Origin of the sequence: Mycobacterium sp. JS623, from assembly GCF_000328565.1 — a bacterium.
Lineage (GTDB): Bacteria > Actinomycetota > Actinomycetes > Mycobacteriales > Mycobacteriaceae > Mycobacterium.
Genome location: NC_019966.1, coordinates 4114269 through 4136833 on the forward strand (window position 1 = coordinate 4114269; position 22565 = coordinate 4136833).

The 22565-nt window shown below is 66.9% G+C and carries 19 protein-coding genes and 1 pseudogene; 7 read left to right on the top strand and 13 right to left on the bottom strand.

The window, feature by feature from the left end; translation table 11 throughout:
- The first annotated feature begins 12 nt into the window (after positions 1–12).
- The 4 genes from MYCSM_RS20225 to MYCSM_RS20240 all read left to right on the top strand — a co-directional run bounded on the left by MYCSM_RS20225 (position 13) and on the right by MYCSM_RS20240 (position 2720).
- Positions 13–894 (top strand): ribokinase, encoded by an 882-nt coding sequence (locus MYCSM_RS20225; protein ID WP_015308023.1) that lies wholly within the window; start codon positions 13–15, stop codon positions 892–894.
- Positions 891–1712, top strand: coding sequence for an enoyl-CoA hydratase/isomerase family protein (locus MYCSM_RS20230; protein ID WP_015308024.1), 822 nt, complete (start codon positions 891–893; stop codon positions 1710–1712). The genes MYCSM_RS20225 and MYCSM_RS20230 overlap by 4 nt, the downstream gene beginning before the upstream one ends.
- A gap of 94 nt (positions 1713–1806) precedes the next feature.
- Complete coding sequence (locus MYCSM_RS20235) at positions 1807–2112, top strand: ArsR/SmtB family transcription factor (protein ID WP_015308025.1); 306 nt, start codon at positions 1807–1809, stop codon at positions 2110–2112.
- Positions 2112–2720 (top strand): cation transporter, encoded by a 609-nt coding sequence (locus tag MYCSM_RS20240; protein WP_015308026.1) that lies wholly within the window; start codon positions 2112–2114, stop codon positions 2718–2720. The genes MYCSM_RS20235 and MYCSM_RS20240 overlap by 1 nt, the downstream gene beginning before the upstream one ends.
- A gap of 80 nt (positions 2721–2800) precedes the next feature.
- Here the strand turns inward: MYCSM_RS20240 and MYCSM_RS20245 are convergent, their stop codons facing one another.
- Positions 2801–4843, bottom strand: coding sequence for an NAD(+) synthase (locus MYCSM_RS20245; RefSeq protein WP_015308027.1), 2043 nt, complete (start codon positions 4841–4843; stop codon positions 2801–2803).
- A 43-nt stretch (positions 4844–4886) separates the two neighbouring features.
- Here MYCSM_RS20245 and MYCSM_RS20250 point away from each other — a divergent pair, with 43 nt between their 5' ends.
- From MYCSM_RS20250 to MYCSM_RS20260, 3 genes and pseudogenes are all read left to right on the top strand, one after another.
- Positions 4887–5426, top strand: a complete 540-nt coding sequence (locus MYCSM_RS20250; RefSeq protein ID WP_015308028.1) for a cysteine hydrolase family protein — start codon at positions 4887–4889, stop codon at positions 5424–5426.
- Between the two features lie 110 nt (positions 5427–5536).
- Positions 5537–5986 (top strand): annotated as a pseudogene (locus MYCSM_RS20255) (Hsp20/alpha crystallin family protein); the annotation flags it as partial.
- A gap of 119 nt (positions 5987–6105) precedes the next feature.
- Positions 6106–6942 (top strand): NAD-dependent protein deacetylase, encoded by an 837-nt coding sequence (locus MYCSM_RS20260; RefSeq protein WP_015308030.1) that lies wholly within the window; start codon positions 6106–6108, stop codon positions 6940–6942.
- A 38-nt stretch (positions 6943–6980) separates the two neighbouring features.
- On the opposite strand, the gene proB is transcribed toward MYCSM_RS20260, so the two are convergent.
- From proB to MYCSM_RS20320, 12 genes are all read right to left on the bottom strand, one after another.
- Positions 6981–8081, bottom strand: coding sequence for a glutamate 5-kinase (gene proB, locus MYCSM_RS20265; RefSeq protein WP_015308031.1), 1101 nt, complete (start codon positions 8079–8081; stop codon positions 6981–6983).
- Positions 8078–9517, bottom strand: coding sequence for a GTPase ObgE (gene obgE, locus MYCSM_RS20270; RefSeq protein WP_015308032.1), 1440 nt, complete (start codon positions 9515–9517; stop codon positions 8078–8080). Before obgE ends, proB begins: the two co-directional genes overlap by 4 nt.
- Positions 9518–9605: 88 nt before the next feature.
- The gene (rpmA, locus tag MYCSM_RS20275) at positions 9606–9872 is read right to left on the bottom strand and encodes a 50S ribosomal protein L27 (protein ID WP_015308033.1); all 267 of its coding nucleotides are present in this window, start codon (positions 9870–9872) and stop codon (positions 9606–9608) included.
- A gap of 11 nt (positions 9873–9883) precedes the next feature.
- Positions 9884–10195: a 50S ribosomal protein L21 gene (gene rplU / locus MYCSM_RS20280; protein WP_015308034.1), complete on the bottom strand. Its 312-nt coding sequence runs from the start codon at positions 10193–10195 to the stop codon at positions 9884–9886.
- A 161-nt stretch (positions 10196–10356) separates the two neighbouring features.
- Positions 10357–13167 carry an Rne/Rng family ribonuclease gene (locus MYCSM_RS20285; protein ID WP_015308035.1) on the bottom strand — a complete coding sequence of 937 codons (2811 nt, stop codon included), beginning with the start codon at positions 13165–13167 and terminating at the stop codon, positions 10357–10359.
- Positions 13168–13473: 306 nt separating this feature from the next.
- Positions 13474–13884 (bottom strand): nucleoside-diphosphate kinase, encoded by a 411-nt coding sequence (gene ndk / locus MYCSM_RS20290; protein ID WP_041312469.1) that lies wholly within the window; start codon positions 13882–13884, stop codon positions 13474–13476.
- Positions 13885–13985: 101 nt separating this feature from the next.
- On the bottom strand, positions 13986–14375 hold the full coding sequence (locus MYCSM_RS20295; RefSeq protein ID WP_015308037.1) for a DUF4233 domain-containing protein: 390 nt from the start codon (positions 14373–14375) through the stop codon (positions 13986–13988).
- Complete coding sequence (gene folC / locus MYCSM_RS20300; protein ID WP_015308038.1) at positions 14372–15805, bottom strand: bifunctional tetrahydrofolate synthase/dihydrofolate synthase; 1434 nt, start codon at positions 15803–15805, stop codon at positions 14372–14374. Before folC ends, MYCSM_RS20295 begins: the two co-directional genes overlap by 4 nt.
- The gene (locus MYCSM_RS20305; RefSeq protein ID WP_015308039.1) at positions 15802–18453 is read right to left on the bottom strand and encodes a valine--tRNA ligase; all 2652 of its coding nucleotides are present in this window, start codon (positions 18451–18453) and stop codon (positions 15802–15804) included. Before MYCSM_RS20305 ends, folC begins: the two co-directional genes overlap by 4 nt.
- Before the next feature lie 114 nt (positions 18454–18567).
- On the bottom strand, positions 18568–19173 hold the full coding sequence (locus MYCSM_RS20310) for a DUF937 domain-containing protein (RefSeq protein ID WP_015308040.1): 606 nt from the start codon (positions 19171–19173) through the stop codon (positions 18568–18570).
- Between the two features lie 53 nt (positions 19174–19226).
- Positions 19227–20513, bottom strand: a complete 1287-nt coding sequence (locus tag MYCSM_RS20315; RefSeq protein ID WP_015308041.1) for a saccharopine dehydrogenase family protein — start codon at positions 20511–20513, stop codon at positions 19227–19229.
- A 10-nt stretch (positions 20514–20523) separates the two neighbouring features.
- A complete protein-coding gene (locus tag MYCSM_RS20320; RefSeq protein ID WP_015308042.1) occupies positions 20524–22494 on the bottom strand; it encodes a S9 family peptidase in 1971 nt (656 codons plus the stop codon).
- Between the last annotated feature and the right edge of the window lie 71 nt (positions 22495–22565).

Consider the following 22565-nt stretch of genomic DNA (forward strand, 5'->3'; position numbering starts at 1 on the left):
GCGTTGACAGTTATGGTCGCGCGGGTCTGCGTAGTGGGCAGTGTCAACGCCGACCTCACTTTCACCGTCGATTCGCTGCCGCGGCCCGGCCAGACCGTTCTCGCGTCCTCGCTGTCGTCGGCGCCTGGCGGCAAAGGCGGCAATCAGGCGGTGGCCGCGGCCCGCGCGGGCGCGGCGGTGCAACTGGTCGCGGCGCTCGGCAGCGACGCCGCGGCAGATCAGTTACGCGCTCACCTTCGCGACAACGAGGTCGGGCTGGACGGCGTCGTCAGCCTGCCCGGACCCAGCGGCTCGGCGGTGATCGTCGTCGACGCCGCGGCGGAGAACACGATTGTCGTGGCGCCCGGCGCGAACGCCCACTTGACCGTGACGTCCGCCGACGTCCGCGCGGTGATCGCCGACAGCGACGTCGTGCTGCTGCAACTGGAGATCCCGATCGCGACAGCCATTGCAGCCGCGGGAGTCGCCCGGGCCGCCGACGCGGTGGTGATGCTCAACGCCTCACCGGCCGGCGCTGCGCCGCACCAGCTGCTTGCCCTTTCCGAGCTGGCCGATGTCGTCGTCGTGAACGAAGCCGAAGCACGCGAATGGCATTGGCCCGTGCCGCATCTGGTTATCACCCGCGGCGCGCGCGGCGCGAGCTATCTCGGCGAGGACGAACGATTCGACGTACGCGCCCCCGCCGTCGAGGCCGTCGACACCACCGGCGCTGGCGATGTTTTTGCCGGGGTGCTGGCCGCTGACTGGCTGGACGGCCACGAGGCCGCGCTGCGGCGCGCGTGTGCGGCAGGCGCTTTGTCGACGCTCGTCCCTGGAGCCGGCGACTGCGCCCCATACGCCGAGGCGATCGATGACGCGGTGACCAACCGAAAGGCCGAGGAAAGGCAGATATGACGACAACCACGCCACGTCCACCTGAGGGCGATTGGCTCGGCACGCCGTATCTGCGCTTCACCCGCGAGGGCCCGTTCGGCGTGTGCACGCTGGACCGGCCCGAGGCGCGCAATGCGATGACGCCCGCCATGTACTTCGGCATCCGCTACGCGGTCCGGCACGTCGACGCTGACCCCGACCTCGCAGGCCTCCTCATCACCGGCACCGGCGACGTATTCGCGCCAGGCGGCGACATGGGTGGCGGCGACGGCTCGGACAACTGGTTGACGTTCGGGTCCGCGTTGGGCATGGACGTCACGCCGTTCGAGGTGCTGCGGCAGTCGGTAAAGCCGGTGGTGTCCGCGGTCAATGGTTTGTGTCAGGGCGGCGGGCTGCAGATCGCGCTGTGCAGCGACATGACCGTGGTCAGCGACCGCGCGACATTCCGCGTGCCCGAGCTGTTGCGCGGCATCGCCGACACCTACTACAGCCACATGCTGGCGCGGCTGATCGGTCCGGTGCGCACCCGGGATCTGATGTTCACCGGCCGGACGTTGAGCGCGGCCGAAGCTCGGGAGTGGGGCATGGTCACGCGGGTGGTGCCACACGACTCGCTGCTCGACGAGGCCCGCGACGTGCTCGGCCAGTGCTGCAGGACGGCACCGGCGGCGCGCAGCGTGGTGAAGTCCAGCCTGGACACCTACATGGGGCTGTTCGACCGCATCGGCATGCAGGCCAGCTACTCGTCACCGGAGGCGCTCGAAGGTTTCCGCGCGTTCAAGGAGCGCCGCTCGCCGGACTGGGTACACCCGGACCTTCGGATCGACGGTCGCCTCTAGAGCGATTTCGGCGTGATATGTAGCGCTCATAAGCGCAACTTTTCACGCCCAAGTCGCAAGCGGATAGTACAGAATCTGCTGTACTGTCTGGCGTATGCAGACAGTGATGCACCGCGATGCCCTGGCGCGATTCGGTTACGCGCTGTCCGATGCGACGAGGACCGAGATTCTGCTGACGCTGCGCGACGGGCCGGCCTATCCGTCGGAGCTGGCCGAAAAGATCGGGGTGTCGCGGCAGATCCTGTCGAACCATCTGGCCTGCCTGCGTGGCTGCGGTCTGGTGGTGGCGCAACCGGAGGGCCGGCGCAGCCGATATGAGCTCGCCGACAAGCGGATCGCGCATGCCCTCGACGATCTGGTCGGCCTCGTGCTCGCGGTCGACCCGACCTGCTCTTGCTGATGTCGGCTCCGGTAGGCACGCGACGCCAGACGCTGCAGCGCCGAATCCGGCTGCTGGTCGCCGCGACGATCTCCTACAACGTGATCGAGGGCGTGATCGCGCTGGCCGAAGGCACGCGAGTGTCGTCGTCGGCGTTGATCGGCTTCGGGCTCGACTCGGTCGTCGAGATCTCCTCGGCCGCAGCGGTCGCATGGCAGTTCTCGGCCAAGGACCCCGAGTCGCGGGAGAAGGCCGCGCTGCGGTTCATCGCGATGTCGTTCTTCGCGCTTGCCGCGTACGTTGCTGTTGACGCGGTGCTGTCGCTGTTCGGCATCGGCGAGCCGCGACCATCGCTGATCGGCATCGTGCTCGCGGCGGCAAGCCTCGTCATCATGCCTGCGCTCTCGGTGACGCAGCGCCGCACAGGCCGCGAGCTGGGTTCGTTGTCCGCCGTCGCCGACTCCAAACAGACGCTGTTGTGCACGTATCTGTCGGCGATCCTGCTGGCGGGCCTTGTGCTCAACAGCCTGTGGGGTTGGTCGTGGGCCGATCCGGTCGCCGCACTTGGCATCGCCGCGATTGCGGCGCGGGAAGGCGTCAACGCCTGGCGCGGGGACCCTTGCTGCTGATGAGAGGTACACAAAGCAATTCTGGCCGCCATTGTTGGCCAAGTCGTCGCCCGCGGTGCGCTGACGGGTACCTACGAGCGCTAGTCTTCGGGGATTTCGCGTTCGATCTCGTCCAGCCAGATCCGCGCTGACATGTCCGACGGCGCCCGCCAGTCACCACGCGGCGACAACGAACCGCCGTGCGACACCTTCGGCCCGTTCGGCATCGCCGAGCGCTTGAATTGCGCGAACGAGTAAAACCGTTGCGCGAACACCTGCAGCCAGTGCCGAATCTCCTTCAGCGAGTAGGCAGGCCGCTTACTGTCCGGGAAACCGACCGGCCAGTCGCCACGCTCGGCGTCGCTCCACGCATGCCACGCCAGGAATGCCACCTTGGATGGCCGGAATCCGAAGCGCAACACCTGAAACAGTGAAAAGTCCTGCAGCACATACGGTCCCACCTTGGACTCGCTGGACTGAATCTCCTCGTCCTCGCCCGCCGGGACCAACTCTGGGCTGATCTCGGTGTCCAGAACGGACTGCAGTACCTCGTTGACCGCGTCGTCGAACTGGCGTGACGAGATCACCCAGCGGATCAGATGCTGGATCAATGTCTTCGGCACGCCACCGTTGACGTTGTAGTGCGACATCTGGTCGCCCACACCGTATGTGGACCAGCCCAACGCAAGTTCGGACAGGTCGCCGGTGCCCAGCACGATGCCGGCGCGCTGGTTGGCCAGCCGGAACAGATAGTCGGTGCGCAACCCGGCCTGCACGTTTTCGAACGTGACGTCGTAAACCTTTTCGCCGCGCGCAAACGGATGATCCATCTCCTTGAGCATCAGCTCCGCGGTGGCCTTGATGTCGATGGTCTCAAACGTCACGCCCAGTGCTTCGGCGAGCCGAATCGCGTTGCTCTTGGTGCGTTCTCCCGTCGCGAACCCGGGCAAGGTGAACGCAAGGATGTCGCTGCGCGGGCGGTCCTCCCGGTCCATCGCGCGGGCGGCGACGATCAGGGCGTGCGTGGAATCCAGTCCGCCGGACAAGCCGAGCACGACCTTCGGGTAGTTCAGCGCGCGCAGCCGCTGCTCCAGACCGGCGACCTGGATGTTGTAGGCCTCGTAGCAATCCTGTTCCAACCGTGAGGGATCCGCGGGCACGAACGGGAATCGCTCGACCTCGCGGTACAGCCCGATGTCCCCGGTTGGCGGGTCAAGCTTGAACTCCACCCGCCGAAACGACTGCGCGTTGATGCCATGATGGATGCGGTTGTCGTCGAACGTGCCCATCCGTAGCCGCTCGGAGCGCAGCAGCTCCAGATCGACGTCGGCAACAGAACGCCTGTCCCCCAACGGGAATCGCTCGGACTGGGTGAGACACACCCCGTTCTCCCACACCATCGTCTGGCCATCCCACGCCAGGTCGGTTGTCGACTCCCCCTCTCCCGCCGCGGCGTAGACATAGGCGGCCAAGCATCGCGACGACGCGGACCGCGCCAGCAGGCAACGATCTTCGGCCCGCCCGATGGTGATCGGACTGCCGGAAAGGTTTGCCAACACCGTGGCGCCCGCGAGCGCCGCCTGCGCACTCGGCGGGATCGGTACGAACATGTCCTCACAGATCTCGACATGGAGCACAAAGTCGGGGAGGTCCGCCGCGGTGAAAAGCAGGTCGGGCCCGAACGGCACGTCGGCATCACCCATCCGGAGAGTCCCGCGCACCATGTCGCCTGCCGCCACCTGACGTCGCTCGTAGAACTCGCGATACGTCGGCAGGTAGGACTTCGGCACGACACCGAGCACGCGGCCGCGATGAATCACCACAGCGGTGTTGTAGATCCGGTGCTGATAGCGCAGCGGTGCGCCGACCACCAACACCGGCATCAATTCGGCCGAGGCGACCACCACATCGAGCAGGGCGTCCTCGACCGAGTCGAGCAAGGTGTCCTGCAGCAGGATGTCCTCGATCGAATACCCGGACAGCGTGAGCTCCGGGAAGACGGCCACCGCGACGCTGTCGTCGTGGCAGGCCTTGGCCACCCGCAGCACTGACTCGGCGTTGGCAGCTGGGTCGGCGATGGCCGTGTGGTGTGTGCACGCGGCCACCCGAACGAAGCCCTGGTGGTACGCCGAGTAAAAGTCCATGCCTAATTGTTGCCCGAAAACGTATCGGGGTATGCAAGACGCTATGAGTGACGTCGCGGTGCTGGTCATCGACATGCTGAATACGTATGGGCACGAGGATGCAGACGTGCTGGCAGACAATGTCGCCGACATCGTCGACCCGCTCGCGGAGCTGATTTCGCGGACATGTGACCGAGACGACGTCGACTTGATCTACGTCAACGACAACTACGGTGACTTCACCGCCGAATTCGACGATCTCGTCGAGGCCGCACTGCACGGCAACCGACCCGAGCTGATCTCGCCGATCGCGCCCCCCGAAGGTTGCCAGCGGCTGCTCAAGGTGCGGCACAGCGCGTTTTACGCCAGCTCGCTGGACTATTTGTTGACCAGGCTGGAGGCGAAAAAGCTGATCCTCACCGGTCAAGTCACCGAGCAGTGCATCCTCTACACCGCCCTCGACGCGTATGTGCGCCACTTCGAGGTCGTCATCGCGCCGGACGCCGTCGCGCATATCGATCCCGAACTCAGCGACGCCGCGCTGACGATGATGCACAAGAACATGCACGCCGAGATCGTGCCGGCCGAGAAGTGCCTGGGTTGAGCCCGGATACGGGCTCGTGTTGGTCTGCCGTTCGCCCGTAGGCATCGCACGCGATCCGTCGATTTTGATTGCGTCGAGCATCGTGAATCAGACCGCCCAACCCTGGAGGAATCGTGAATCAGCTTGCTGTTCAACGTCAGTCGCGCCCCTTGCTGCCGGAGCTGCCTCAGCTCTTCAATCCTTTTTCTGGCTTCGCCACCTTCGCCGGCCTCGCGAGCCTGCGCTCGTTCTTCGACGGCAACGCGATGCGTCTCGAGGACGAGACCAAGGACGGGTGCTACGAGGTGCGCGCCGAGCTGCCTGGCGTCGACCCCACCGATGACATTGAAGTGACCGTTCACGATGGCCGGCTCACGATCAAGGCCGAGCGCACCCAGGCCGGCGAGTCCAACGGGCATTCCGAATTCTCGTACGGCTCGTTCGCGCGGACCGTGGCATTGCCCGCCGGCGCCGACGAGGACGACATCAACGCCACCTACGACCGGGGCATCCTGACGGTGACGGTGCCGCTGTCGGCGGACCATCCGACGGAGAAGCGCGTCGAGGTCATCGAGACGATCCTCGTGGATGAGGACGAGGACTACGACGGTGACGACGAGCCGGGGCTCGAAGGCGCCGAGCGCACCGAGGACCAGGAGCAGCACCAACCTGCCTGATCGGATCGCCTAGCCTGGACAGCGTGGAAGCACCGGAACTCGTCGCCCTGTTGGACGGACGGCGTGTTGCGGTGCTCACGGGCGCGGGGATGTCGACGGATTCGGGCATCCCCGATTACCGAGGCCCGGACTCGCCGCCGAGCAACCTGATGACGATCCGCCAGTTCACCTCCGATGCGGCGTTTCGGCAGCGGTACTGGGCGCGCAACCACATCGGCTGGCAACACATGGACGCGACGCTGCCCAACGCCGGTCACCGTGCAGTGGCCGAGCTCGAACACGCCGGCGTGGTGTCCGGCGTGATCACCCAGAACGTCGACCTGCTGCACACCAAGGCGGGCAGCCGCACGGTGATCAACCTGCACGGCACCTACGCACAGGTGATCTGCCTGGATTGCGGTCACACCTTGTCACGCACCGCGTTGGCCGTGCTACTGGATGACGCCAACCCCGGCTTCGTCGAGCGGGCCGAGGCGATCGGCGGCATCGCCGTCGCTCCTGACGCCGATGCCGTGATCGGCGACACCACGTCGTTTCGGATCATCGACTGCCCGGCGTGCTGCGGGATGCTCAAACCCGACATCGTCTACTTTGGCGAGAATGTGCCGAAAGATCGTGTGGAGCACGCGTATTCGCTTGTTGACGGGGCCGACGCGCTGCTGGTCGCCGGGTCATCGCTGACGGTGTACTCGGGGTACCGCTTCGTCCGGCACGCCGCCGCGCTGGGCATTCCGATCGCGATCATCAACCGGGGCCGCACGCGCGGCGACGACCTGGCAACGGTGAAGATCGACAGCGGCTGCTCGGAGATGCTGGCGCTGCTGGCCGACGAGCTTCCCGCCGTTGCGAATTCGGCGTGATTCGTATCGTTCAGCGTGACCAAGCACACCGAAAACGCTTAGACGGCGACCAGATCGTCGGCATGCACTGCGGGACGGCGCATTTCGGCGGGCAGTTCCGACGTGGAGCGGCCCAGCATGGTCGCCAGCTCACTGTGGTCGTAGGCCACCACGCCGCGCGCCACCATGGTGGCGTCCTGCGATCGCAGCTCGACGACGTCGCCGCCGTAGAACCGGCCCGACAGCGCCGTGATGCCTGCGGGCAGCAGCGAACGTCGTTGCCGCACAACGGCGCGCACCGCTCCGTCATCGAGCGTCAGCGCACCCGCCGACTCGGCCGCATAGCGCACCCAGAACCTGCGCGCCGACATGCGTTCGGCCCTCGGCGCGAACACGGTGCCCACCGACGCATCGGCCAGCGCCGTGGCAGCGTCCGACGCGGCTGCGAGCAGCACCGGCACGCCGGCGTCAGACGCCAGCAGCGCCGCCGACAGTTTCGATGCCATCCCGCCGGTGCCCAGGTGGCTACCTTGTCCCGCCACCACCCCATCGAGGTCGTCGGGTCGAGAGACCTCAGAGATGAAGCGCGCGTTGCCTTTTCGCGGATCCGAGTCGTAGAGACCGTCGATATCCGACAGCAGCACCAACGCGTCGGCGCCCACCAGATGGGCGACCAGCGCCGAGAGCCGGTCGTTGTCGCCGAACCGGATCTCGTTGGTGGCCACGGTATCGTTCTCGTTGACGATCGCGACGGCGTGCAGCGCACGCAGCCGGTCCAGCGTCCGCTGGGCGTTGGTGTGCGATACCCGTCGCGAGATGTCGTGTGCAGTAAGCAGCACCTGGCCGACGGTTCGGTGGTAGCGCGCGAACGCCGTGCTCCACGAGTTCACCAACGCCACCTGCCCGACGCTTGCCGCAGCCTGTTTGGTTGCTAAATCGGTGGGTCGCTTGGACAGTCGCAACGGCTCGATGCCCGCCGCGATCGACCCCGACGACACGATCACCACGTCGGAACCGGCTTTCATCCGGCCCTCGATGGCGTCGGCCAACACGGCCAGCCTGCCCGCGTCGAACACCCCGGAAGGCGCGGTCAACGCGGTGGTGCCGACCTTGATGACAATGCTGCGCGCGGTCCGAACGGCCTCGCGGTGCGGGCTCATGGCTGTTGCTCCCGGCGTTGCTTGCGGGCCGCCTTCCGCTCGTCGGCGCCGACGCGGTCGGTCTGTTCCAGTCGCGTGTCGGTGCCGCGGCCGGACAAGGTGACGTCAACGCCTGCAGGTGTCTGCGGCTCCCAGTCGAACGTCATGTCGCCGATGGTCACCGCGCAGCCGGGCTTGGCGCCAAGCCGCAGCAGTTCGTCTTCGACGCCGAGCCGGGCCAGCCGGTCGCCGAGATAGCCGACGGCCTCGTCGTTGTTGAAGTCGGTTTGGTTGATCCACCGTTCTGGTCGCGTCCCGCGCACCACGAAGCCACCCTGGCCGTCGGGCTCGACGGTGAAGCCGCTTTCGTCCACGGCGATCGGCCGAATCACCGGCCGTCGCGGCACCATCGGTGGCTGGGCGGCGCGGTATGTCGCCACCATGTCCCACAGCGCGAACGTCAACGGCCGCAATCCTTCTCGGGACACCGTCGACACCTCGAACACCGGCCAGCCGAAGCGGCGGGCGATCTCGTCGCGAACGAAGTCGGCCAGCTCCCGCGCGTCGGGCACGTCGATCTTGTTGAGCACCACCGCACGCGGCCGCTCCGCCAGATCGCCCAGCGTCGAATCGCCCTGCAGCGTCGGGGTATACGCGGCCAGCTCGGCTTCCAGCGCCTCGATATCGGAGATCGGATCGCGGCCCGGCTCCAGCGTCGCGCAGTCCACGACGTGCACCAGTACCGCGCAGCGTTCGATGTGTCGCAGGAAGTCCAGGCCCAGACCGCGGCCCTCGGACGCGCCGGGGATCAACCCCGGCACATCAGCGACGGTGAAGGTGTGCTCCCCCGCCGACACCACGCCGAGGTTGGGCGTCAGCGTGGTGAACGGATAGTCGGCGACCTTTGGCTTGGCTGCGGAGATCGTCGACACCAACGACGACTTGCCCGCCGACGGAAACCCGACCAGGCCGACGTCGGCAACGGTCTTCAGCTCCAGCGTGAGATCGCGGGCCTGACCTTTTTCGCCGAGCAGCGCGAAGCCCGGCGCCTTACGGGCCCGCGATGCCAGTGCGGCGTTACCGAGCCCACCCCGCCCGCCCGCGGCGGCTTCGAAACGGGTGCCCGGCCCAACGAGGTCGGCGAGCAAGCGGCCGTTCTCGTCGAGCACGACGGTGCCGTCGGGAACCTTGACCTCGAGATCCGAACCCGCCGCGCCGTCGCGGTTGCTGCCTGCTCCCTGCTTACCGGAGGGCGCGACAACGTTCGGGTGGAAGTGAAAATCGAGCAGGGTATGCACCTGCGGGTCGACGACCAGGACGATGCTGCCGCCGCGGCCGCCGTTGCCGCCGTCGGGTCCGCCTAGGGGTTTGAACTTCTCCCGATGGACCGAGGCGCAGCCGTTACCGCCGTTGCCCGCCTTCGCGTGGATGACGACGCGGTCGACGAACCGGGGCATGGCCTGTCCTTCCCGAGTGTGAAGCTGTTGCGAGATTTCCCGAGAGAAGTCGCAGCCAGCTTCGCGTTCGCGGAAGTCCCTCCGGGGTCTAGACCTGGGGAGCGGACGGTCGCACCACGCTGACCGTCTTGCGGCCGCGCCGGGTGCCGAACTCCACCGCGCCGGGGGCGGTCGCGAACAGCGTGTCGTCACCGCCACGGCCGACGTTCACACCGGGGTGGAAGTGGGTGCCGCGCTGACGGACCAGGATCTCGCCGGCCTTGACGATCTGGCCGCCGAACCGCTTGACGCCCAGCCGCTGGGCGGCGGAGTCGCGACCGTTACGTGAGCTGGAAGCGCCCTTCTTGTGTGCCATTTCGTCGCCTCCTACTTGATGCCGGTGACCTTGAGGACCGTCAGCTGCTGACGGTGACCCTGCCGCTTGTGATAGCCGGTCTTGTTCTTGAACTTGTGGATGCGGATCTTGGGACCCTTGGTGTGCTCGAGCACCTCGGCGGCGACGGCGACCTTCTCCAGCGCCTTCGCGTCGGCGGTTACCTTCGCGCCGTCGACGACGAGAGCGACGGGCAGCGAGACCTTGGCACCGGCCTCGGCGTCCAGCTTCTCGACCTTGACGACGTCTCCGACGGCGACCTTGTACTGCTTGCCGCCGGTCTTGACGATTGCGTAGCTCGCCATCGTTCCTCTTCGTCTCTGGGCAAGCGCTACCGGTTGGTGCGCTCGCGGGTCTTGGGTGCGGAGCCACGTGGGGCCCGCTGTCGTCGGCGTCAGCCGAAAGACAACTGGTCCAGGGTACGTGAGGCCCGCCTACAGGGTCAAATCACCGCAGGTCACGGAGCTCAGCCGTCGTGGGTCGGCGGACCAGCGGGCCGCATGGCGGCGCGCCGGCGATGACGACCGCCCGCAGCGCTCACCGCGGCGGGCTGGTGGACGTTGTCGTCGTCCTCGTCGGAGTCGTCCTCGTCAGACTCGTCGTCATCCGAGTGCTCGTCATCCGAGTCGTCGTCGGAGTCGTCGTCCTCATCGGTGTCATCGTCGTCATACTCGTCGTCGTCCGACTCTGTGTCGTCATCGGTGTCGCCGTTGATGACCTCGATGTCGTCATCGATGTCGTCATCCTCGTCGTCGGCGTCGAGGTCGATCTCGTCCTCATCGGACTCGTCTTCGTCCGACTCGTCTTCATCAGACTCGTCCTCATCCGACTCGTCCTCATCAGACTCGTCGAAGTCTTCGTCCTCGAGCTCTTCGTCCTCGGCCTCGACATAGGCCTCGCGGATGGTGTCGGGCTCGAGCTCGGCGACTTCCTTGGCGGCCTTGGTCTCGTCGACCTCGCCGTCGGTGTCTTCATCGCCGTGCTCATGCTTACCGTTGGCCGCGGCCATCGCCTTGAACATCGGATGCTCACCGGCGGGATGCGCGGGAACCTTCGCGACCGGGACGTCGTCGGCCTTGGCGCCCTTCTTGCCTCGCTTGCCGCGACGCCCACCGGTGTCCGACTTGCGGCTGCCGGCCGAGACGGAATCCACCGGATCGCCGTGGAGCATGATCCCCCGGCCCGCGCAGTGCGGGCATGGCGTCGAGAACGCCTCAATCAGCCCGGTGCCCAACCGCTTTCGCGTCAACTGCACCAGTCCCAGCGACGTCACCTCGGAGACCTGATGGCGCGTGCGGTCGCGGGCCAGCGACTCGGTCAGCCTGCGCAGCACCAGATCCCGGTTGGATTCCAGGACCATGTCGATGAAGTCGATGACGACGATGCCGCCGATGTCGCGCAGCCGTAGCTGGCGCACGATCTCCTCGGCCGCCTCGAGGTTGTTGCGGGTGACCGTCTGCTCCAGGTTGCCGCCCGAACCGGTGAACTTGCCGGTGTTCACGTCGACGACCGTCATCGCCTCGGTGCGGTCGATCACCAGCGTGCCGCCCGAGGGTAGCCACACCTTGCGGTCCATCGCCTTGGTCAACTGCTCGTCGATGCGGTGCACTGCGAACACATCCGGACCGTCTTCGGCCGTCTCGTACTTCGTCAGCCTCGGAAGAAGTTCGGGCGCAACGGAATTCACGTACTCGTTGATGGTGTTCCACGCGTCGTCGCCGGATACGATCAGCCCGGAGAAGTCCTCGTTGAACAGGTCGCGGATGACCTTGACCAGCACGTCGGGCTCTTCGTAAAGCGCGATAGCGGCGCCGGCCTTCTTCTCGGTGGTCTCGGCGGCCTTGGCCTCGATCTCGGTCCAGCGCTTCTGCAGCCGCTCGACGTCGGTGCGGATGTCTTCTTCCTTGACGCCCTCCGACGCGGTTCTGATGATCACGCCGGCGTCGGCGGGCACCACCTCGCGCAGGATTTCCTTCAGCCGCTGCCGTTCGGTGTCGGGTAGCTTGCGGCTGATGCCGGTCGACGACGCTCCCGGCACGTAGACCAGGTAGCGGCCGGCCAGCGACACCTGCGTCGTCAGCCGCGCGCCCTTGTGTCCGACCGGATCCTTGCTGACCTGGACGACGACGTAGTCGCCCGGCTTGAGGGCCTGTTCGATCTTGCGGTTCTGCCCACCGAGGCCTGCGGCCTCCCAGTTCACCTCGCCGGCGTACAGCACGCCGTTGCGGCCGCGGCCGATGTCGACGAACGCGGCCTCCATCGACGGCAGCACGTTCTGCACGATGCCGAGATAGATATTGCCGACCAGGCTGGCGGATGCGGCTGAGGTGACGAAGTGTTCGACGACGACGCCGTCTTCCATCACCGCGATCTGCGTGTAGCGGGCGCCTTCGTGCGGCGGCTCGGTGCGGACCTTGTCGCGCACCACCATGGTCCGCTCGACGGCCTCGCGGCGCGCCAGGAATTCGGCCTCGCTCAGGATCGGCGGCCGGCGTCGGCCCGCGTCGCGGCCATCCCTGCGCCGCTGCCGCTTGGCCTCGAGCCGGGTGGATCCGCTGATGCCCTGGATCTCGCCGTTGCCGCCATCCGTGTCGGCCTTGCTTGACCGACGCGGCGCGCGCTCGTGCACCACGGTGTTCGGCGGATCGTCGGGCGATGAAGCTTCGTCGCTGTCGTCCCCGGAACCGGACTTGCGGCGCCGACGACGGCGACGCCGACGGGTGGCACCCTCGGTGCCGCCTTCCTCATCGCCGCCGTCTTCGTCCGAATCGTCGTTGGAATCGTCGTCTCTCTTGGCGTCGGCCTGCCCGTCGCCTGACTCGTTGTCGTCCGAGTCGTCGCTCTGCTCACCACGCCCACGTCCGCGACCGCGACGGCCCCGACGGCGGCGCCGGGCAGCCGGTCGGTCCCCCTGGTCGTCGTCGGAGTCTGGTCCGCCGTCGTCGTCCTCGTCGTCCTCGTCATCGTCGGCGTCGGGATCGTAGGACGCCTGGACCGGTTGCGGCGCCATGAACAACGGTAGGTAGTCGGCCCGCTCGGCCTCGGGCGCCGTCTCGAGAATCAACCGCGACTCCGGCTCGGCCTCCGCCGAGTCCTCGGATTCCTCAGCGTCACCGGACTCTTCGGAGTTCGCCGAGTCGTGCGAGGCCCCGGACACTTCGTCGGAGGGGGCGTCCTCGGCGGGATGCTCGGCCTGCGAGTCCGTCAGCTCCTGTGGCTGGTCCCCGCTGGGCTGAGTCTCTTCTGATAGGTCTTGGTTAGGCGCATCTTCGGCCACGTATTCTCCTCAAGCCCCCGGGCGCGTCTTGTCTGACGCGGCCACGCGAGGGCTTTCCCTATGGGCCCGGGCTACTTCTCCCGAGCTTGTTATGGTCTCGCCCCGAGGAGCCCCTGGTCGGAACTGTCTCGGTGCCGGTCTGAATGATGGCTGGACGGTCGGCGCCGCACCGCGGTGGCGATGGTCGCGCACGTCTAAGTCTTCATTCGGGCATCCGACCCGCGTAACAGGCCGGCTACCCGAGGCCAGTATCCCACATCACGCGTCCCAGACCGACAAGGCTGGACAAGCTGCGGCTGTCGGCAGCTAAAGACCCGGAAACCAGAGCTCGATCTCGCGGGCCGCGGACTCGGGAGAGTCGGACCCGTGCACGAGGTTGTCCTGGGTGATAAGCGCCAGGTCACCGCGGATTGTGCCGGGCGCGGCCTTCTCAACCGGATCGGTGCCGCCGGCAATCTGGCGAAACGCGGCAACCGCCCGCGGGCCCTCCACGATGGCCGCGACGACGGGCCCCGAGGTGATGAACTCCAGCAGCGATCCAAAAAACGGTTTGTCCTCGTGCTCGGCATAGTGCCTGCGAGCAAGGTCGTCGCTGACATTCTTCAGTTCCAGCGCGGCGACGCTCAGGCCCTTGCCTTCGATACGGCCGAGGATCTCTCCGATCAGGCGCCGCTGCACGCCGTCGGGCTTGATCAAAACGAGGGTCCGCTCAGTCACGGCCGACAGCCTAGCGGGATGCCACCCAACCGTGCAGATCGCGGCGTACGGGGTCGGCATGCTCGGGCTGGGCACCGTATGGGCCGGACCCGCGCGTTGGCCTAGTTGGGTGGCCGCTGCTGCCCCGGCAGGAGCCCGCGCTTCTGCCGGCGCAGCACTTCGGCGCGCAGGTAGGCGATGAACAGCCACACGGCGGCGAAGATCAGGCCGACGAAGCCGACGGCGCCGTTGACCAGCCAGCCCGCGATCAGGACCACCTGCACCGCGACGTTCACCCAGATCGCCCATGGCCGGCCCTGGATGCCGGCCAGCAGCACCAGCACGATTGCGAAGCCGATCAAGTAGCCAGCGGTGAATGGCGTCAAGCCGTGGTCGGCCGCCGCGACGACCGGCAGCGCCAGCAGCACCACGATGGCTTCCAGGATCAGCGTGCCCGCCATGACACCGCGGAAGCTCTTCCACGGGTCGGGAGCTTGAGGTTGTTCGGTCATTCTGGGTCCTTCCCGAACAGGGTGCGCGCCGCGCCTGCGGTGACGACCGAACCGGTGATCACCACACCGGCGCCACTGAACCCTCGGTCGTCGTTGCTCTCGACGAGCGCCGTGGCAGTCTCGATCGCGTCGGGCAACGTGGTGGCGGTGACGACACGCTCCGGTCCGAACCGCTCCTCGGCGCGCAACGCCAGTGCCTCGACGTCGAGCGCGCGCGGTGATCCGTTGTGGGTCACCACGATCTGGTCGAAGGCCGGCTCGAGGGCGGTCAGGATGCCATCGACGTCCTTGTCGGCCATCACCGAAACCACGCCGACGAGGTACCGGAAGTCGAACTCCTCCTGCAGTGCCTGCGCGAGTGCTGTTGCGCCAGCAGGATTGTGGGCCGCGTCGATGAACACCGTCGGTGCGGTGCGCAACCGTTCCAGCCTGCCCGGGCTGGTAGCGCTGGCGAACCCGGCACGGACTGTTTCGATGTCGAGCTGGCGGTCCGCGCCTGCACCGAAGAACGCTTCGACCGCGGCGAGCGCGACCACCGCGTTGTGTGCCTGATGCTCACCGTGCAGCGGGATGAAGACGTCGGAGTACACGCCGCCGAGGCCCTGCAGTTCGAGTAGCTGACCACCCACGGCCACCTGCCTGCCGAGCACCGCGAACTCGGAGTCCTCGCGCGCCACGGCGGCGTCGACGCGAACCGCCTGTGCCAGAAGAACTTCCATTGCCTCGGGCAGCTGGCGGCCGATGATCGCGACAGTGTCGGTGGGCATCAGGTCGTCGTCCTGCCTGGTGATGATGCCCGCCTTTTCGCCCGCGATCTCGGCGATGGTGTCGCCGAGGTAGTCCGCGTGGTCCACGCCAATGGGGGTGATCACCGCAACCGGCGCGTTGACGACGTTGGTGGCGTCCCAGCGTCCGCCGAGGCCGACTTCGATGACGGCGACATCGACTGGAGCGTCGGCGAATGCGGCGAATGCCATCCCGGTCACGACTTCGAACTTGCTCATCGCAGGCCCGCCCGCCGCCTCCGACTGTTGGTCGACGAGTTGCACGAACGGCTCAATCTCCTGATAGGTGGCCACGTATTGGGCCGGACTGATGGGCCTGCCGTCGATCGATATCCGTTCCACCGCGGACTGCAGATGCGGGCTGGTGGTGCGGCCGGTGCGCCTGCTGAACGCGGTCAGCAAGGCGTCGACCATGCGGGCCACCGATGTCTTGCCGTTGGTGCCTGCGATGTGGATCGACGGATAGCCGAGTTGCGGCGAGCCGAGCATCTCCAACAGTGCGGAGATGCGCGCGGTGCTCGGCTCCAATTTCGTTTCAGGCCAACGCTGGTCGAGCAGGTGCTCGACCTGTAACAGCGAGGCAATTTCGTCCGGGGTCGGGACGTCATCCGGATGTGGCCGGCCGAGCGGCTCCGGGTCAGTCATGTGAGGGTGGCCAGCCTCGCGCTGATGCGGTCCACCTCTTCGCGGGCCAGCTGCTGACGGGCGCGGATCTTTTCGACGACGTCAGCCGGCGCCTTGGCCAGGAACGCGTCGTTTCCGAGTTTTCCTGCGGTGCCTGCCAATTCCTTCTCCGCTGCAGCCAGATCCTTTTCGAGGCGGCGTCGTTCGGCGGCGACGTCGACGGTGCCCGAGGTGTCGACCGTGACGACGACGGTCCCGCGCGTCAGACGCACCTCGACGTGGGCCGACGGGCTGAACGACTCGTCGCTTTCGGTGAGCCACGCCAGTGCCCGCACGGCGGGGATCTGCGCGACCAGGTCGGCGTTCTCGGTGTCCGACAACCGCGCAGGCACCCGCTGCCTGTCGTTGAGGCCCTGGTCGCTGCGGAAGCGACGGATCTCGGTGATCAGCTTCTGCATATCGACAATGCGTTGCGTGGCAACCGGGTCCACCGCGAAGCCCGACGGCTGCGGCCAGTCGGCGATCACGATCGACTCGCCGCCGGTCAGCGTCCGCCACAACACCTCAGTGACGAACGGCATCACCGGGTGCAGCAGCTTCAGCAGGGTGTCCAGCACCGCTGCCAGCACCGCTGTCGTGTGTTGCACACCTTCGGCCAACTGCACCTTCGCGAGCTCGACATACCAGTCGCAGAATTCGTCCCAGGCGAAGTGGTAGAGCGATTCACAGGCCCGGCTGAACTCGTAGCTGTCGAACGCCGAATCCACCTCGGTGCGAACCTCTTCCAACCGGCCGAGGATCCAACGATCAGCGTCGGTCAGCTCCGACGCCTCGGGCAGCGGGGCCGGTGCGGCGCCGTTCATCAACGCGAATCGAGTGGCGTTGAAGAGCTTGGTGGCGAAGTTGCGCGATGCACGCGCATGGTCCTCGCCGATCGTCAGGTCGCCGCCTGGGCTGGCGCCCCGGGCGAGGGTGAAGCGCAGCGCATCGGCACCGAACTGCTCGACCCAGTCCAGCGGGTCGATGCCGTTGCCGCGCGACTTGCTCATCTTGCGGCCGAACTCGTCGCGAATCAGGCCATGCAGGAACACATTCTCGAACGGCACCTGCGGGCCGCGTTTACCGTTGACCGTGATCGCGGGATCGTCGGCGACGTATGTGCCGAACATCATCATCCGCGCGACCCAGAAGAACAGGATGTCGTAGCCGGTCACCAACACCGTGGTCGGATAGAACTTCGCCAGGTCGTCGGTGTGCTCGGGCCAGCCCAGCGTGGAGAACGGCCACAGCGCCGAGGAGAACCAGGTGTCCAGCACATCGGGGTCCTGCTCCCAACCCTCGGGCGGAGTTTCGTCGGGCCCCACGCACACGGTTTCACCGTCGGGGCCGTGCCAGATCGGGATCCGGTGGCCCCACCACAGCTGGCGAGAGATGCACCAGTCGTGCATGTTGTCGACCCAGGCGAACCAGCGCGGCTCAAGGCTGGGCGGGTGAATCACGGTGTCGCCGTCGCGAACCGCATCACCGGCGGCCTTGGCGAGCGACTCGACCTTGACCCACCACTGCATCGAGAGCCGCGGCTCGATGACTTCACCGCTGCGTTCAGAGTGCCCGACGCTGTGCAGGTAGGGGCGCTTCTCCTCGACGATGCGGCCCTGCTCGGCCAGTGCTTCGCGGACCTTGACGCGGGCTTCGAAGCGGTCGAGGCCGTCGAATTCGGTTCCGGTGTCGGTGATCCGGCCCTTGGTGTCCAACATCGACGGCATCGGCAGCTGATGGCGCAGGCCGATCTCGAAGTCGTTGGGGTCGTGGGCTGGCGTGACTTTGACTGCGCCCGTTCCGAATTCGGGGTCGACGTGGTCGTCGGCGACGATGGTGATCTGCCGGTCGAGGAACGGGTGTGGCAGCGACGTGCCGACCAGATGCCGGTAGCGGTCGTCGTCGGGGTGCACCGCGATCGCGGTGTCGCCCAGCATGGTCTCGACCCGCGTGGTGGCGACCACGATGTGCGGTTCGCTGTCGTCCAGTGAGCCGTATCGGAATGACACCAGCTCACCCTCGACCTCTTCGTATTTGACTTCGAGGTCGGAGACAGCGGTCTGTAGCACCGGCGACCAGTTGACCAGCCGCTCGGCGCGGTAGATCAGCCCGGCATCGAACAGTCGCTTGAAGATCGTGCGGACCGCCCGCGAAAGGCCCTCGTCCATGGTGAACCGGTCGCGGCTCCAGTCAACGCCGTCACCGAGCCGGCGCATCTGCCCGGCGATGGTGCCACCGGATTCGCGCTTCCAGTCCCACACCTTCTCGATGAACAGCTCGCGGCCGAAGTCCTCTTTGGTCTTGCCGTCGACGGCGAGTTGCTTCTCCACCACGGTCTGAGTGGCGATGCCCGCATGGTCCATGCCGGGCAGCCACAGCACCTCGAAGCCCTGCATCCGCTTACGCCGGGTCAGTGCGTCCATCAATGTGTGGTCCAGCGCATGGCCCATGTGCAGGCTGCCGGTCACGTTCGGCGGGGGAAGCGCGATCGAGTATGCGGGCTTGCTGCTGGCGGGGTCGGCCTTGAAGTAGCCGGCCTTGACCCAACCCTCGTACAGATCGCTCTCCACCGAGCCCGGCTCCCAGGACTTGGGCAGGGCATCGGCGGAGTTCTCGGGGCTGGCGGTCACCCGGCAATTCTAGGGAGACAGCGCGAGCAGGGCCCACGCGGTCCGCAGGGGAACGTAAAAGGCCCCGACACGGCGACGAAATGGGGCTTTTTGCGTCTTGTGGCGAAGAAAAAGCTACTTCTTGCCGCCCAGCAGCCCGCCGAGGATGTCGCCGATTGCGCCGCCCTTGTCGCCGCCGAGCACGCTGCCGAGGATGCTGCCCAGCGGATTGTTTCCGCCGCCACCGCCACCCGCGCCGCCGAGGATGCTGCCCAGCACGTCGCCGAGGCCGCCGCCGCCCGACGACTGCGCCTGCGGTTCGGCCGGCGCCGAATTCTTCGTCAGCTGCTTGCCGATGTACGCCAGCACGATCGGCGCGAGGATCGGCAGCAACTTCTTGATCAGATCGCTGTTGCCCGCGCCGCCGCCCGCGAGCGCCGAGGCGACCGCATTGCTGTCGTTGCCGCCGAAGATCCGTGCGACGAACTGGTCGCCCTGGTTCGCATCGACCTGGTCGACATTGACTCCGCCGTCCAGTAGGCCACTGGCACCCTGCTGAGCGACGTCGGATTCCAGCTTGCTGGAGTCGATGTGGTCGGCCTCGACGTTCTGCTGGATTCCTCCGACAAGGGCGGGCACCAGGGTCTTGATGGCGCTGTTCACTTCGCCTTCGTCGACGCCTAACTTACCGGCAATCTCTTGCGTGGGAATCTGATTGAAGAGTTCGTCGAGATCGGCCATGGCTCGACCCTAGCCCTTCCAATCTCGGCGCACAGGCGTTCCGCATTGACCGATCAATTCAGTCGGTTCGTCTCCAATGTCACACCGACAGCGGGGAATCGGGCCATGAGCGCATCACCCATCGCGGCTGCGGGGGTCAGCACACCGCGTAGCTCAGACAGCCGGTCACGGTCCAGCGCGAGTGCGAATCCGCTCTCGCCCAGCAAAACTGATGTCGCCTTGTAACCGGGGTCGCCCTGTTGCGACATGGTGCTGCGGTAGCGCGCGCCAGTCGTTGTCGTCGTGTAGGTCTCGATGGTGTAGTGACCTTTTTCGCGGACGCGTTCGGTTGGCCCCGTACCGGGCTTCGGGGCGATGCGTTCGACGAGTTTGTCCGGCAGGCGGTTGAAGTAGCGGCTGCCGAGCGCGATGGTCGCCGCGTTGCCGCCGGTGGCCAGCGCCGCGGCGACGGGCGCGACGATGGACTTGCCGACGCTCATCTGCTCGGCGTATTCGAACCGCCTGCCATACGCGTAGTCCAGTAATGCGTTGGAGCGCCGGACAATTCGGGTGTTGGCCGCGGCCATCACGAAGGCCCCGGTCCAGTAACCGTCGAGTTCCGGCGCGATCTCACGGCCGCGCCGCCACCGTGCGTCGGGCTGCGCGCCGAGTTCGGGCTCCGCGGCGCGGTCGGGGGTCAGCGTATAGGGGTCGATCATCAACCGCCTGGCCTCCGGATCGGAGGATGCCACTTTGAGTAGTTCGAGCAAAGACGCGACGGTGCCACCGGATACGCCTGCGGCGAACGAACGGACCACCATGTTGGTGTTGGTGAGCTGACCGGCCTGGTCCTGCTCGGCGCGCCGGTGAAGCGCGAAAACGGTGAGATCCGAAGGGATGGAATCGAATCCGCACGAGTGCACGATCCTGGCGCCGGTGTCGATGGCCTGCTTGTGATAAAGATCGATGCTTTCGCGGATGAACAGCGATTCACCCGTCAGGTCGGCGTAGTCGGTGCCGGCGGCAGCGCACGCGGCCACCATCGGCAACCCGTATTTGATGTAGGGCCCGACGGTGGTCACCACCACCTGCGTCCGGGCGGCCATCGCATCCAGCGTCGACTGCTGCGACGCGTCGGCCTCGATCAGCGGCCACGATTGCGCCTTGTCCCCCAGCGTTTCCCTGACGGCCCGCAGCTTGTCCTGCGACCGGCCCGCCAGCGCGATGCGGGCATCGCCGCCAGCTCTGGCCAGGTATTCGGCGGTCAGCTTGCCGACGAACCCCGTGGCCCCGTACAGGACGATGTCGAACTCACGCTGCTGGTCTGAATGTCGCCGGCCGGGCGGCTCCGGTGCGCTCATGTCGGCGACGCTACCCCAGCGTCTCGGGCAGTTCGACGTCCTCTCCCAGTACGTGCAGGGCGAGGAACGCGGTGACCACCTGGTACCAGATCTTGGCGTGCTGCGGGCTGAGCACCCAGTGGTTCTCCGACGGGTAGTAGAGGAACCGGTGCGGGCTGGTGCCGTCCTCCGCTGCGGGCAGCCCGGATTCGGTCAACAATTCGAACCACAGCCGCAACGCCTCACCGATCGGAACGCGGTAGTCCTTGTCGCCGTGGATGACAAGCATCGGCGTGCGAATCTGGCCGACGAAGCGGTGCGGCGAATTCCGTTCGGCCATCTCGGGTGTCATCTCGCGTGCCCACCAGTACGCGCCGTCGGTGGTCGGCCCGAATTGATCCAGCGCCCACAGGCTGGCGTGGGTGACGATCGCGTCGAACCGGTCGGTGTGGCCCGCTATCCAGTTCGCCATGTAGCCACCGAACGAACCGCCCATGGCCGCGGTGCGCGTCCCGTCGACCCGCGGATGCGCGCACGCCGCGTCGGTAGCCGCGATGAGGTCGGTGTAGGGCGCGAAACCCCAAGCGCCCCAGCCACGCTGGATGAAATCCTGGCCGTATCCCGTCGACAGCGCGGGATCAGGCATCAGCACCGCGTAGCCCTTGGCGACCAGTAACCACGGATTCCACCGCCAATGCCAGGCGTTCCAGCTCGCCAGCGGCCCGCCGTGCACCCAAAGCACCAGGGGCGCGGGCTCGTCGCTGTGCGGCAGCGCCAGCCATGACCGTACGGTCTGCCCGTCATCTGCGGTCGCGGTCACCTCGGTCAGGGTGCCGGGCAGTTCAGGCGCTGCCACGCATGGCAATTCCGTCACGGTGCCGTCGTTGTCGATCCGGACGGGATGCGACGGCCGCGCATAAGAACTGCGCACCGCATACACGACGCCGCCTGGCGCGGTGCGCACATCGGTGTAGGCGTAGTCGTCGTCGGTCAACTGAGTGACGGCGGCGTTAGACGGGTCAACCGCGAACACGGGACCACGTCCGTTCTCGTCGGCGGTGACGATGACGGCCGAGCCGTCCACAGCCCAGGTAACCGAGGTCGGCCACCGGTCCCATTCTCCGGTCAGCTCTACGAACGGCTCGCCGAAGCGCATGTGACACAGCGTGATTCGCGGCGCCTTGTCGGGCGTGGAATGCGTCTCCCTGGTGAACGCAACCGCCGTACCGTCGGGCGAGATGGCGGGCAGTCCCAGGTCGGCGTCGGGGTCGTCGGCGATGACGGTCCGTTGCCCGGTGGCCACGTCGACGCGCACCAGCCTGCCGCGGATCGACGCGCCTGGCGCGGGATCGTGCCATGACGTGACGACGAACGCGCCGTCCGAGCTCACGTCGAAGTCGGCCTCGCGCAACGCATCGCCTGGTTGCGGCGTCAGCTCCCGCGGGCCGTAGACATCGATCAGGTGCGGATGATCGGGTCCGAGGTCGTGATCCCAGTGCCGCACCGGATAGCCGCTGTGCAGCACAGCGGAGACCTTGTTGTCCTTGCGCAGCGCGCGCAGTCGCTTGTCATCGTCGACGCCGGAGGCGGAGCGCAGCAGCTTCGCGGCGACCACCGTGACCGCGGCGGCGCGCGCGGTGCGAACGCCGTCGACGCCCCCTGGCAGCGTCAGCGCCTCGACCGCTTCCCCTGCTGCGGCGGGCAATCGCCACAGTGCCGCCGGCGGCTTGTCATCCTCCTCGGTAGGCCGTGCTGCGAGGAACAACAGGTCACCGTCAGCGGTGAACACCGGCGAGGACTCCCCCTTCGCACCGCGGGTCAGGCGGCGGGCCGGTTTGCGTCCCTGCGGATCCAGCTCCCAGATCGCGTTGACGAACTCGGTGCGCTTGTCGTTGAGTTCCGCGATCGACGTGACCACCCGCGATCCGTCCGGTGATACCGCCAGACCCGATGCGCGCGGCAGCGCCAGGAACGCGTCGAGGTCATCAAAAGGGGTCGTCATGCACTCGAGACTGCTCACAGATCGCGGCCGCACGCAAATTCGCGATCTCACCGCAGTCTCGGCAGCAGTGA